This window comes from Halioxenophilus sp. WMMB6 (assembly GCF_033283405.1).
Lineage (GTDB): Bacteria > Pseudomonadota > Gammaproteobacteria > Pseudomonadales > Cellvibrionaceae > Halioxenophilus.
In genome coordinates, this window is the sequence record NZ_JAWMQR010000008.1 from 55,134 (window position 1) to 68,758 (window position 13,625).

Consider the following 13,625-nt stretch of genomic DNA (forward strand, 5'->3'; position numbering starts at 1 on the left):
TATAAGATCACATACAATATTTATGAATTAATTAAATGCAAACATTGATTAAATATATGCACCATAAATAAACACAAAAGACTGATAAGCAATTAATTACGTGTGTTATCTGTGCGTTTTTAAAGGGTTTTTTGAATAAATATGACTATTTTTAGTGCTTGGCGAAACAATGGGCATGAATCTTGAAGATTTTTTGGCCAAATTCTAATCAACCCAGGATCTTTCCATGTCCGCTGAAAAGTTTAATCTGCTCGCCTTTACCGGCAAGATGAAAGTTCTGCATCTAACCTGGTTCGCCTTCTTCATCACCTTTGTGGTCTGGTTTAACCTGGCGCCCATGCTGCAAGCCATTAAAGCGAGCCTGGGGCTGAGTGATGCCGAAGTGAAAATGCTGCTCACCCTGAACGTGGCTCTGGCCATTCCCGCGCGCGTGATCGTTGGCATGCTAACCGACAAATATGGCCCGCGCCTGGTCTACTCACTGCTGCTGGCCGTGTTTGCCATCCCCTGCTTTACCTTTGCCCTGGCCGACAACTTTGTGCAGGCGGCTATCTCACGCTTTATGCTGGGCGGCATCGGTGCCGGCTTTGTGATCGGTATCCGCATGGTCTCCGAGTGGTTCCCGCACAACGAACTGGGTACCGCCGAAGGCATCTACGGCGGTTGGGGCAACTTCGGCTCCGCTGCCGCCGCCTTCACCCTGCCAACCTTGGCCCTGCTGTTTGGTGGCGACGACGGCTGGCGCTACGCCATTGGCTGCACCGGCTTTATGTCGCTGATCTTCTCGTTTATCTACTACCGCAATGTCAGCGACACCCCCAAAGGCTCCACCTACTTCCGCCCAAAAAACCTCGGCGCCATGGAGGTAACCAGCAAGGGTGATCTGCTCTTCCTGCTGCTGATGAAGATCCCCATGTACGCCGTACTGGCGCTGCTCACCTACAATCTGTCACCCGCCAAAATGGGTATGTTCAGCGAAACCGCCGCCATCGCCATCTGGGTTGGCTTAACCGCTCTCTACCTGGTGGAAGTGAAAAAGATCTGGGACGTAAACAAGGAGATACTGCACAAGCCGGTCCCCGAGATGCACCGCTATAAGTTCAAGCAGGTGGCGGTACTGAACGTGCTCTACTTTGCCACCTTTGGCTCCGAGTTGGCGGTGGTCTCCATGCTGCCACTTTTCTTTGCCACCACCTTTGAATTGAGCCCGGTGGTGGCCGGTATGGTGGCCTCTGGTTACGCCTTTATGAACCTGATGTCGCGCCCCGGCGGCGGCTGGCTTTCCGACCGCTTTGGCCGCAAATCGGTGTTGTTGATCCTCACCGCCGGCCTGGCCGTTGGCTACTTCCTGATGGGCCAGGTGGATGGCAGCTGGCCGCTCTGGATTGCCGTAGTTGCCGCCATGGCCTGCTCTTTCTTTGTTCAGGCGGGCGAGGGCGCTGTGTTTGCCGTGGTGCCGTTGATCAAACGTCGCCTCACCGGCCAAATCGCCGGCATGACCGGCGCCTATGGCAATGTTGGCGCGGTGACCTACCTGGCGGTGTTTGCCGCGGTTGATGCCGCCACCTTCTTCTACGTGATTGCCGCCACCGCAGTACTCGGTTTTGTCGCGCTGCTCTTTCTGGAAGAGCCGCAGGGGCAGATGACCGAGATTCGCGAGGATGGCAGCGTCGAATTAATCAGCGTTTCCCATTAGTCGATAGCGAAAGGTATGCTTAACAGGGCGCGAACTTCCGCGCCCTGTTTTTATCACGATCGCCTGTGACCGCTGCCTGGTTTGAGCCCCTGTCTATGTCCACCACCACACCGTTAGAGTCCACCATCTTCGATAGCGGTTTAGTGCAGGCGGGTAAACTTTGCATCAATTTTGGCGGCTACAGCAGTGCCGGCAAAAAGGCGCGCAACGAGGATGCCTTTGCCGCACACGCCCCCCAGGGCACCACCAGAACCATAAAAGGCGCCGCCGCCTGCATCGCCGACGGTGTCAGCAGCAGCGACAACGCCCAGCAGGCCAGCGCCCTCAGCGTTACCAACTTTATTGAAGACTATTACGCCACGCCCGATAGCTGGTCGGTGAAAAATTCCGTCGGCCGTGTGCTCGCCTCGCTCAACACCTGGCTCTATGCCGAAGCCAACCGCAGCCAGCGCAGTCAGGACGCCTTTGTCACCACACTCACCGGCCTGGTGTGCAAATCCACCACCGCCCATATTTTTCATGTCGGCGACAGCCGCGCTTACCGCCTGCGCGACAATCAATTGCAGCCGCTCACCAAGGACCACAGCCGAATTCTGGCGGGCGCCAAGGCGCAACTCACCCGCGCCCTCGGCATCGACACCCACCTGGAGGTCGATTACCAGGCGTTCGACCTGGCGCAGGGTGACCTCTTTTTACTCACCACCGACGGCGTGCATGACTTTATTGATAACGCCACCATGACAACCATCCTGCAGGCAGCAGAAACCACACTGGAGGAGCGCAGCAAAGCGATGGTCGAGCGCGCGCTGGCCGCCGGCAGTGACGACAACCTCACCTGCCTGTGTGTGGAGATCACCAGCCTGCCGCAGGAGGATATCGACGAAGCCCACCGCCGCTTAACCGAGCGGGTGATTCCGCCGGTGCTGGAGGTGGGCATGAAGCTCGACGGCTACGAAGTACAACAGGTGTTGTACAGCGGGCCGCGCAGCCACATCTACCTGGTGAAACACCCCAACCACCAGGGCTGCTTTGTGCTGAAGGCGCCGTCGGAGAGTTTCGCGGAAGATGCCCTCTACCTGGAGGGGTTTGTGCGCGAGCAGTGGGTGGGGCGCAAGCTCAACAGCGACCTGGTAATGAAGATCTACCCACAGGAGGAGAGCCGCTTCCTCTACCACCTGTGCGAATACGTCGAGGGGCAGACCTTGCGTCAGTGGATGCACGACAACCCGGCGCCGGCCCTCGATCGCGTGCGCGCCCTCACCCGGACTATCGCCCAAGCCCTGCGGGTGCTGCAACGGGCGGGCATGGTGCACCGGGATCTGAAGCCGGAAAACATCATCCTCACCCGCGATGGCCACGCCAAGCTGATCGATTTTGGCACCGTGCAGGTGGATGGCCTGGCCGAGGTGGGTTCGATAATCAAAGACGATACGCCTGTCGGCTCGGTGAACTACATCGCCCCGGAGTATTTGCTCGGTGGCCGCGGTGTCAGCCAGTCGGATCTCTTTTCACTGGCGGTGATCGTTTACGAGATGCTCACCGGCCAGCAGCCCTACCAGTTGGAGCACGCCCATCGGCGCACCCCCACCAACCTGGCCCAGTGGCAATACCGGCCTCTGCGCGAGCTGCGCAAGGATATTCCCAAGTGGGTGGACCTGGTGTTGATGAAGGCGGCCAACCCCAATGTGCACAACCGCTACCAGGCCTTCTCTGAATTTCTGCAGGATCTACAGGTACCCAACCCGGGCATGCTCAAGCAGATAGAGGATGCACCACTGATTGAGAAGCACCCCGCCCGCGTCTGGCAGCTGATCGCTTTTGGCCTGTTGGTGATCGTGATTATTCAGGCCTATTTGTTAAGCCTGCGTTAGTTGAGGGCGTCGGCCGTCTGCTGGGCGATCATCAACTCTTCATTGGTGGGAATAACATAGACGCCAACCGCACTATTGGCGCCGGCATCGATGCGGGTAGCGTGACGTTGATTGGCGAGCTCATCCAACTGCACCCCCAACCAGCCAAGGCGTTCGCAAATCATGGCGCGGGTGGCACTGCTGTGCTCGCCAATGCCGCCGGTAAAGACAATGGCATCCAATCCACCCAGGGCTGGTAGCAGTGACGCCAGCTTTTGTGCCGCGCGCAGGGCGAACAGCTCGCGGGCTTCACGCGCCTCGGCGGCACTGCTCTGCTCCAGATCGCGCATGTCGCTGCTGATACCCGATACCCCCAACAGACCCGACTGCTTGTAGAGCAGGTTTTGCACCTGCGCCAGACTCATGCCCAGCTCCTGACAGAGGTGCAACACCACGCCCGGGTCCAGCTCGCCGCAGCGGGTACCCATCATCAGGCCATCCAACGCGGTAAAGCCCATGGTGGTGGTCACACTTAAACAGTCGCGCAGGGCACACATGCTGGCACCGTTACCCAGGTGGGCCACCACCACCCGCGCCTGCTGCCTGGGCGCCAAATGCACCGGCAAAACCGTGCTGATGTAGTGGTAGGAGAGGCCGTGAAAACCATAGCGCTTAACGCCGGCGGCCATCAGCTCCCGGGTTAGGCCAAACCAGCGCGCCAAGGGCAGCTGGGTGGCGTGGAAGGCAGTATCGAAACAGACCACCTGGGGCAGCTTGGCGTAGTAGCGGGAGATCACCTCAATGGCGTCCAACTCGGCGGGCAGGTGCAGTGGCGCTAATGGCACCAGCTTGTGCAGCTCGGCCATCACCTCGTCGCTGACCGGCGTGGGCAGGGAGAAGCGGTCGCCGCCGTGCACCACCCGGTGGCCGACGGCAGCCACAGCGGCACTGCCATGCCGGTTTTCCACCAGCGCCATCACCCGGTCGAGGGCGTACTGCGCCGGATGGGCTTCACCCTTGTTGAACTCAATTTTGCCGGCATCAATCTGCGTCAGCTCGCGAGCATCGTAGACCGAGTACTTAAGATTGGAGGAGCCGGCGTTGAGGGTGAGGATGACTTTGGTCATATCACGATTTTTTGCTGCGCGCGTAGATCAACCCCAGGGCGCAGGAGGCCATACGGGTGGGCCCACGGCCGGCCGCCCGGCTGGTGAGAATCACCGGCACCCGGGCACCCAATACAATACCGGCGCCATCAATACCAAACAGATAACCGAGCTGCTTGTAGAGCATATTGCCCGACTCCAGATCCGGGGCGACGATGATATCGGCGTCACCGGCCACCTGGGAGACAATCCCTTTGGCGGCGGCCGCCTCTTTGGAGATGGCATTGTCGAAGCCGAGCGGGCCATCGAGCAGGCCACCGGTGATCTGGCCGCGCTCTGCCATTTTGCACAGGGCAGTGGCATCCAGCGTGGAGGGGATGGCCTCGTTGACGGTCTCCACCGCCGATACCAGCGCCACCTTCGGCACCCCCCGCCCCAGGGCCAGAAAGAGATCGATGGCGTTTTGCACAATATCGGTTTTTACACTGAGGTTGGGCTTAATGTTGATGGCCGCGTCGGTTAAAAAGAGCGGCTTGTGGTAAGTGGGAATATCCAGGGCGAAGACATGGCTCATGCGCCGGCCGGTACGCAACCCTTCGGTTTTGCTGACGATGGCGGCCATCAATTCATCGGTGTGCAACTTGCCCTTCATTAGGGCCTCCACCTCACCGCGGGCGGCCAGGGACACGGCAATTTCGGCGGCCTCGTGGCTGTGTTCGGTGGCGATCAGTTTGTAGGGGGAGATATCCAACCCCTCCTGCTCCGCCACCGCGCGGATTTTGTGCTCCGGGCCCACCAGTATCGGCGTTAAAATGCCGGCTTCGGCCGCCTCCACCGCGCCACCGAGCGAGGCGCCATCCACCGGGTGAACGATGGCCGTCACCAGTGGTTCCAGCTGCGCCGCCGCAGTCATCAGTTCATTAAAAAACCTGCCGGCCTGCTCTTTAAACTCCACCTCGGGCAGCGCCACTTTTTTGCGCTTGATCTTCTCTATGGGGGCAATCACCAACGCCTCCCCCACCACCACCTGTTTGCCATCCTGATTGCTGCAGTCACAGGCAAAACGCAGATGGTTTTTGCCGTCGTTGAGTTTTTCGATCACCTTCACCGAGGCGGTAATGGTGTCGCCCACCTTCACCGGCCGCAGAAATTGCAACGACTGATCGAGATAGATGGTGCCCGGCCCCGGCAACTGGGTGCCCAACACGGTGGAGATAAGCGCGCCGCTCCACATGCCGTGGCCGATAATGCCGTGAAACATATCGCTCTTGGCGTACTCCTCATCCAGGTGCGCGGGGTTAACATCGCCCGACATCACGGCAAACAGCTGGATGTCGCGGGTGGTGAGCACATGGTTGACGCTGGCACTGTCGCCGACTTCGATCTCTGAAAAGGTTCTGTTTTCAATACAATCCGACATGTTGCAACAATTCCGCCCTGTAGCCTGCGATCAGAAAATTACGCGCCTGTTGAATTTAAGAAAGTCATTTCCAAAACAGTAAATTCAAAAACACTCGATTCGATACATCCAATTCAAAACCCAAGCTTTCAACACCCGTTAATTTTTGGGTTTCAAAAACTTGGATTTGAAAAACTTGGGCTTCAAAAACTTAGGTTTCAAAAATATAGGTGCCCGGGGCGTCACCCAACAGTGGCAGCCCCTGCTTGGGCGCACCCATGGCCGGTGGCGCCACCGGTTCACCGGAGCGTTTTTCCAACCAGTCGGCATACTCCAGCCACCAGGAGCCCTCCTTCACCGGGGTTTCATCCAGCCAGTGATCCGGGTCAAGGTAGACATCCTGGTCGCTGCGGGTGGAGACCCGGTAGTGGCGTCGGGGATGGCCTGGCTCAGAGACAATGCCAGCGTTGTGACCGCCCTTGGTGAGCACAAAGGTCACCTCGGTGTCGCTTAGAATGTGAATTTTATAGACCGACTTCCAGGGTGCGACGTGATCTTTTTCGGTGCCCACGCAGAAAATCGGCGCGCGAATATCGGTAATGGAGATGGGCCGGCCGTCGACCAGGTAGTGACCCTGGGACAACTCGTTGTTTAAAAAGAGGTGACGCAGATAATGGCTGTGCATGCAGTAGGGCATGCGCGTGGCATCGCTGTTCCAGGCCATTAAATCGTTGCTGGTGCTCTTCTCGCCCATCATGTATTCGTGCACCAGGCGCGACCAGACCAGATCGTTGGAGCGCAACATCTGGAAGGCACCCGCCATCTGCGAGTTATCCAACACCCCCTGGTGCCACATCATATCTTCCAGGAAGGTGATCTGACTCTGGTCGATAAAGAGCATCAATTCGCCGGCTTCGCTGAAATCGGTTTGTGCCGCCAGCAGACAGATACTTTTAAAGCGTTCCTGCTGGGCACGCGCCTGGGTAGCGGCGGCGATGGAGAGCAGGGTACCGCCCAGGCAGTAACCCACGGCATGGGCCTGCTTCTGGCCGGTGATCTTTTCGATGGCGTCCAGGGCGGCTTCAATTCCGAGCGTGCGGTAGTCCTCCATGGTTAATTCACGGTCCTGGCTGGTGGGGTTGTGCCAGGAGATGGTGAACACCGTGTAGCCCTGTTCGGTCAGGTATTTGTAGAAGGAGTTCTCCGGCGAGAGATCGAGAATGTAATATTTCATGATCCAGGCGGGCACCACCAGAATCGGCTCCGGCTTCACCTGCTCGGTGGCCGGTTGGTATTGAATCAGCTCAATCAGCCGGTTGCGAAACACCACCTTGCCGGGGGTGGTGGCCAGGTTCTCCCCCACCTTAAAGTTTTCCGCCTCCGCCGGGCGCTGGCCGCTGCTGGCCCGGCGCATATCGTCCAACCAATAGTGGAAGCCGCGCACCAGGTTGGCACCGCCCTCCTGCCAGGTTTGCATCTGCACTTGTGGATTGGTGGGCAGAAAATTACTGGGCGAAAGCATATCGAGCAGCTGCCGGGCGCCAAACTCCACCATATTTTCGTGGTGCTTGGAGACGCCGCGCACACCGGTGGTCGCCTTGTACCACCACTGTTGAGTCAGCAGAAAATTTTGATGAATTAAATTGTAGGGCCACACCTGCCAACTGGTATGGCTGAAGCGCGGGTCGTTGTCGAGGGGTTTAATGCAGGGCTCGCTCACCGACCAGAAGCAGCTGCAGGTGGCGTAGTTGAGCAGGCGCATATTTTTGTTGATCGACTTCTCCAGCAGGCGCCACTGCTTGCCTGGCGATATCGCCAGATGGGAGGCCCAGTCGGCGTAGGCTTCCAGCACCGAAGCGGGCGAGATACCCATGGTCAACTTGGCCATGGTGGCGTGCACCGAACGGTCCAGTTGATCGCCCATCAATTTGGAAGGGGCGTGAATAATTTCGGAGAGCTCCTCAAGGTAACGATGAAAGGGCCAGATGGCATCCACCCGTTTGAGTTTCTCCTGGGTGCGTTCGCTCAGATCTTTAGGGTAGTGGTGCTCACGATCCAGATAGACAACATTACTAGAGCTGTTCATAAAGGTACTCACACTGCCCGACTGCAGCGGGCGTTGACTAGATCAAAAAGGATTAGCGCGCGACCTCGGCCAACTCGGTTTTCTGCTGCTGGCCGCGCACATAAGTTAACCACTGTTCACTCATTTTCGCGACCGATTTAAACCCCTGGGCCCGGGCAAAGGTCTCAATCGCGGCGGTGAACTGTTTTTGCCGATACTGGGCCATGCCCAGCAACACCAGGGCGTTACCCTTATCGTGCAGGCCGCCCTTGGCCAACGCCTGCTCGATAGCAACGGCGGCACCCGCCCAATCCACCACCGAGATATAGGTGTGCGCCAGGCGCAGACTGCTGTTGCCATCCTCAGCCATGGCCGCTGCCCGGGTTAGAGGGGCGATGGCGCGCTTCGGTTCCTTGGCCAGAGTCCAGGCCTGGGCCAGCAACTCCAAATCCCGCTGCTCGGCCAGCCAACCCGCCGCAGGCGCCTCGCCACCAACACCAAACTCTCCCGCGCCCACATCGCGCCAATTCAGTTCCCGTTCCAAAACCCGCGCCGCCTTGGCTGGCACCCCCTCGGCAATAAATAACTGCGCCAACAACAGCACCTGGGATTTATTGTTGAGGTAACCCGACTCATAGAGCGGCTCCAACAACAGCAGCTGCTTTTGCAACTGCTCCAACTGGCCGTACACGGCCGCCAGGTTGTAGACGTATTTATCTTTGGGGTAGTCGCGAATCAATTGGTCGAGCACCGGCACCATGGCCTGGTAGTCACTGCGGAAATGGTAGATGGCATTCAACAGCAGCAGCCAATTCTCGCGGGCCCTACCACCGGCCGCTTGCTCTACATCAATCGCACTCTTAATGGCGGCTTCCGCCCGAGGATAATCCTCCTGGTGGTAGAAGCACTGGGCTCGCAAGGCGAGCAGATTGCTGTCCGGTTGCTGTTTTATTTGCAACAGTTGCTCGGAGTAGGCAATGGCCTGGGGGTAGTTTTCGGCCACCATCTGCAGCTGTACCAATACCAGCAGTGCGCTCTGGCGCAGACCATCGGGAATATTACTGGCCGCCACCACCGCCTCGAAGCTGGCCACCGCTTGAGGGTACTTTTTTTCCATGGTGAAAATATTACCTTCCAAATTTTTCACCTGGGCCAACTCATGGTCGTTCAGACTGCGCGCCATAAGATGGTTGAGCAGAGCGTGGGCTGCAGCATAGTCCTCCGCCTCGGCCGCCTCCTGTACTCTCTGCATCTGTTCAAACACTTTCTGGTCCATACCAATCACCGCCCAACTGGCGGCACTGGCAAACAGCAACCAGGCGACACAACTTAACAGCCAATAGGTTTTAATCGGTTTGCAGTTCGAAGATAAATCGGTTGTAGACACCTTGCACCTCAATGGCTTCGCCATTCACCACGCGCGGTTTGTATTTAAATTTCAGAGCGGCATCCAGCGACACCTTTTCAAAGACGGGGTGATCACACTGGCCCGGCACAACACTCACATTTTTCACCGAGCCGGTGGTGGTCACGGTATAGGTAACCAGGCAGGCCCCCTCAATACGCCTTTGCTGCGCCACCAGGGGATAGACCGCCGCCACTTTAACGATCGGCAGATACTCTCCGTCGTGGGCACCAAAGCCGATACCCGTCGGATTGATATCCAGGCCTGGATCAACGCCGGTCGGCAACGCAGTCACCGCCAGGGCATTGGCCGAAGCACTACTCTCCTCGGCGGGAGCATCCGGAGCGTCGGGCGGGGGGGCGCTGTTGGGCCGTATCAAATTACGGGTTTTGGCCTGCACGGTTTCATTGCGCTTCACCCGCACAAAATCGAGCGACTGTACCCGGCCGGACTCATCCAAATGCTGATCACCGGATTCGATCAAGGCCGACATAAACCAAGTAAGAAAAAAGGCGACCAGCAGCCCAAGCAAAGTACTCAATAGCAACCGCCAGCGCTGGCCGCGATGGTTAAACTGCAAGCCGGTATTTATCCCGGCCGAGGAGCTCATGCTTACTCCTGGGCGGCCAGGGCGATATCAAATACCCCAGCCTGACGGGAAGCATCCATCACCTGCACCAGACGCTCATTGGTGGAATTTTTATCGGCCTGAATAACCACCGTGCCTTTCGGATTTTCGGCGTGCAGCCGTTCGATGTTGGGCCGCAGGGCGCGCACATCGATTTCCCGGCGATTAATCCACACCCGGTTATTGTCATCGATGGCGATCAGAATATTGGCCTTCTCCTGCACCACGGCGGTGGCCGCCTGGGGCGGATTCACCTCAATGCCGGACTCTTTGGTAAAGGTGGCGGTAACAATAAAAAAGATCAGCATAATAAACACCACATCCAACATGGGTGTGATATCAACACCCGCCTCTTCACCCGATTTTTTAGCGGTCAGAAAATTTCTCATCGGTTTACCTCCGGCTGGGTTTGGTAATGCAGCAGCTCACTGATCAACTCCTGCTCGGCCTGCGCCCGACGGCTCAACATACTCGCCAACAACAAACCGGAAATCGCCACCACCATACCGGCCATGGTTGAGATGGTCGCTTTGGAGACCCCCGCCGCTGTCGCCCGCGGACTGTTGGCACCGGTGGCGGCCACCGCATCAAACACCTCCAGCATGCCCAACACCGTACCCAACAAACCTGCCAATGGGCAGATTTTTACCAGGGTATTGATAATGCCCAGGTGCTGATTTAACACACACTTTAATTGTGCGAGCAGGCGCGTACGAAACTGCTGAGCAAACCAGGAGCGACGATCACTGCGCGCCAACCACAATTGATACGCCTGGCGAGCATAGCTTGGGTAGGCAAATTGAAAGAAGAGCAAGCGTTCGATAATCATGCCCCACATTAAGAAGGCGATAAGTATGATCAGCAGCAAAATATTGCCACCCAACTCCAACAGATCGCCAAACCAGGGAAAATAGTTATCAAAAAATAGCGATAGCATAACCGTCTCACGCCGGCTCTAAGGTTTTATGACCAACATCCGACGGCTGATTTTGATCAGCAGGAACCACACGGTTTTGTTCGGCCTGGCCCGCGACAATAGCCACCCCCTCCTGTTGCAGAATATCGTTGATCTGCTCCGCCCGGGTTTGCAGTAGGTTGTGCAACAACAAGGTGGGAATGGCAACGGTTAAGCCCAACACCGTGGTTACCAACGCCTGCGAGATACCACCGGCCATCAATTTCGGGTCGCCGGCACCAAACAGGGTGATCGCCTGGAAGGTGACGATCATACCGGTGACCGTACCCAGCAACCCTAGCAGCGGCGCCACGGCGGCGATTATTTTCAGAAAGGAGAGGCCGCGATTGATTTTTGGAATTTCCCGCAGTACGGCTTCGCCCAGTTTTAACTCCAGGGTTTCGGTATCCTGATGTTTATTCTCCGCATAAACCGCCAGAATTCGGCCAAGGGGATTATCACCCGGCACATCCGCTTGGCGTACCTGCTGTTCTATTTTCACCTGCAACAAAGTGAGGTAGGTGAAACGCACCAGCGCCAGTGTAATACTGACTATGCCCAAGGCAATAATGATGTAACCGATCACACCGCCCTGGGCGATACGCTCACGTAAGCTGGGTGCTTTTACCAAGAGTTCCAGCAGTTGCCCGCGGGTGGGGTCGACAGCCACCAAGGCCACCTCGCCGTTACTGGACTCCAGATTTTTAATGCGCTGCAGGTAACGGTTGGCGGGTTGACGTCCATACTCCACCACGCGCCCGGTCTCGGGGATAAATTGCAGATAGTGACCGTTGGCCACCAGGTTGAAGCCGCCAATGCGGGTAACCGCAGTTACCACCTCTACTCCTTCAGCGGTAAGTACTGGTTGATCAAACTGCACCACTTTTCCCAGTGCGGTCATCTCGCGCTGCATTTCAAACCAGAGCCGTTCGATTTCAACGATGGAGGGCAGCTCTTTGGTCTGCCCCATCTTTACTGAAAAATCCAACAGTGTCTGGCTGCGCTCTGGGTAGTGCAGCTGAGTAATGGAGTTGGAAAATTGTGCGTTGGCATCACTGGCGACCTGCTGCAGAACGCCAAACAGCTCTGTCAAACCACCCAAACGCTGGTTCAGTCGTTCCTGCAGCAGGGCCAACTCCTGTTCGTTACTTGCAAACGCCTGCTCCTGTTGCGTGCTCAGCGCCTGCTGACGCTCCTCTTCAGCAATAATATCAACCAACAGCTGCTTTTGATTTTTTTGATCATCTATAAAATTTTTCAACCGTTCAGCTTGTAGCTGCCGATCCTGATCCCGACCCTGCTCAACCTGCCGCAATAATTGATCGACACTAAACGGTGCCTCGGCTGCGCTCAACGGCAGCACCACAACCCAACAAGCCAAGAACGCCAGCACCTGTCCTTTAAACTGAAACATTTTTACGCTCCGCTATTTTGCCGACGAGTAGGCGATTGGAATATTGATCATCTCCGGCGGCGTCTCCTTGGCCGCCACCTTCAGCCCCTGTTCAACAAAACGGCGCACAGCACTGCTGTTATCGACCTGCCACTGTTTTTTAGCCACATCCCAATAACCGGTGGAGTGCTGGCCAATAAGTGAGTAGAGCAAAGCTATTCGGCCCACCCGCAACACCTCGGCATCGTAACTTTTACCGTCGATCTGCAGCTGGCTTTTATAGGATTCAATGGAACGACCAAACTCATTTTCGATCTCAAACGCTTCAAATACCCGGCGACACTTCTCGGCGGTGGAGACATCGGAGCGGGCCAGCATTGCGCGTAAACCGTCAACCCGCTGACGCCGCTCGTCGAGTAAAAAAGGCATATCCAATTCGACAAACTCCGCCAACGAATTAATCATCCGCTCCATTAACGGCGTGATACGGCGTTCAATAACCGCGGCATCGGCGATGGAATTTTGTAAGGTGGTTATCTCCTCCTGCTGACTATGTAGCTGGCGGGCCAGCAGGCGGTTGTATACATCCAGGCTATCCACTGAATCCAGGCGAGTTTCGTACTCTTTAATGGCAGCCTGGGTATCCTCGTAAATCGCATCAATCTGTTGTTGGGACTGTTGCGCACTCAGCAAACGCTGCTCGCCCTCCGACAATACCGGCTGCGTGGTGTCCGCTTGAAGCGGCAAAGCGCTCACCAGCGCGATCACCAGTAAAAAAATATTTAAAAAAAGAGATTGCCCAACCATTACCCCACACCCCGTTTTGCATAACCAATTGTTGACAACCGAGATAACTAACCACTGCGCTATTACTCCGGCTACAACACAATTTGTTTGTAGTAATGCGAATTAAAAAATAAAAACAGGCCATTTATGCGGCCGTATTTATCTGCATAGCGCAGAGATACAACTCAACCAACGAGATCGATTAGATATTCTTCCCTATTCGCCGGCTTGATTCACAGCAATTGAGCAGCACGCTTCATCAAGTGGTAACAAAAGGGAGAGATAGGAGAAGTGGCCAGTGTAAAAGTGGCAGGTGACAAGCAGGTGACAAAAATCGGCTAA

General features: G+C 56.5%; 11 protein-coding genes. 2 read left to right on the forward strand and 9 right to left on the reverse strand.

Annotated elements, in window-relative coordinates; translation table 11 throughout:
* Positions 1-226: 226 nt before the first annotated feature.
* Both SBL51_RS17450 and SBL51_RS17455 read left to right on the forward strand, forming a co-directional pair.
* Complete coding sequence (locus tag SBL51_RS17450; protein WP_317932387.1) at positions 227-1,696, forward strand: NarK family nitrate/nitrite MFS transporter; 1,470 nt, start codon at positions 227-229, stop codon at positions 1,694-1,696.
* A gap of 95 nt (positions 1,697-1,791) precedes the next feature.
* Entirely contained in the window at positions 1,792-3,567 is a 1,776-nt protein-coding gene (locus SBL51_RS17455) for a bifunctional protein-serine/threonine kinase/phosphatase (RefSeq protein ID WP_317932388.1), read from the forward strand.
* On the opposite strand, the gene SBL51_RS17460 is transcribed toward SBL51_RS17455, so the two are convergent.
* From SBL51_RS17460 to SBL51_RS17500, 9 genes are all read right to left on the reverse strand, one after another.
* Entirely contained in the window at positions 3,564-4,673 is a 1,110-nt protein-coding gene (locus SBL51_RS17460) for an acetate/propionate family kinase (protein ID WP_317932389.1), read from the reverse strand. The genes SBL51_RS17455 and SBL51_RS17460 overlap by 4 nt on opposite strands.
* Position 4,674: 1 nt before the next feature.
* Entirely contained in the window at positions 4,675-6,072 is a 1,398-nt protein-coding gene (locus tag SBL51_RS17465) for a bifunctional enoyl-CoA hydratase/phosphate acetyltransferase (RefSeq protein ID WP_317932390.1), read from the reverse strand.
* 190 nt (positions 6,073-6,262) lie between these two features.
* Positions 6,263-8,137, reverse strand: a complete 1,875-nt coding sequence (locus SBL51_RS17470; protein ID WP_317932391.1) for a PHA/PHB synthase family protein — start codon at positions 8,135-8,137, stop codon at positions 6,263-6,265.
* 52 nt (positions 8,138-8,189) lie between these two features.
* Positions 8,190-9,503 (reverse strand): tetratricopeptide repeat protein, encoded by a 1,314-nt coding sequence (locus SBL51_RS17475; protein WP_317932392.1) that lies wholly within the window; start codon positions 9,501-9,503, stop codon positions 8,190-8,192.
* The gene (locus SBL51_RS17480) at positions 9,463-10,131 is read right to left on the reverse strand and encodes an energy transducer TonB (RefSeq protein ID WP_317932393.1); all 669 of its coding nucleotides are present in this window, start codon (positions 10,129-10,131) and stop codon (positions 9,463-9,465) included. The genes SBL51_RS17475 and SBL51_RS17480 overlap by 41 nt, the downstream gene beginning before the upstream one ends.
* Positions 10,132-10,133: 2 nt before the next feature.
* Positions 10,134-10,538, reverse strand: a complete 405-nt coding sequence (locus tag SBL51_RS17485; RefSeq protein WP_317932394.1) for a biopolymer transporter ExbD — start codon at positions 10,536-10,538, stop codon at positions 10,134-10,136.
* A complete protein-coding gene (locus SBL51_RS17490) occupies positions 10,535-11,086 on the reverse strand; it encodes a MotA/TolQ/ExbB proton channel family protein (RefSeq protein WP_317932395.1) in 552 nt (183 codons plus the stop codon). Before SBL51_RS17490 ends, SBL51_RS17485 begins: the two co-directional genes overlap by 4 nt.
* A 7-nt stretch (positions 11,087-11,093) precedes the next feature.
* The gene (locus SBL51_RS17495) at positions 11,094-12,518 is read right to left on the reverse strand and encodes a MotA/TolQ/ExbB proton channel family protein (RefSeq protein WP_317932396.1); all 1,425 of its coding nucleotides are present in this window, start codon (positions 12,516-12,518) and stop codon (positions 11,094-11,096) included.
* A 12-nt stretch (positions 12,519-12,530) separates the two neighbouring features.
* Positions 12,531-13,304: a DUF3450 domain-containing protein gene (locus SBL51_RS17500; RefSeq protein ID WP_317932397.1), complete on the reverse strand. Its 774-nt coding sequence runs from the start codon at positions 13,302-13,304 to the stop codon at positions 12,531-12,533.
* Positions 13,305-13,625: the final 321 nt, after the last annotated feature.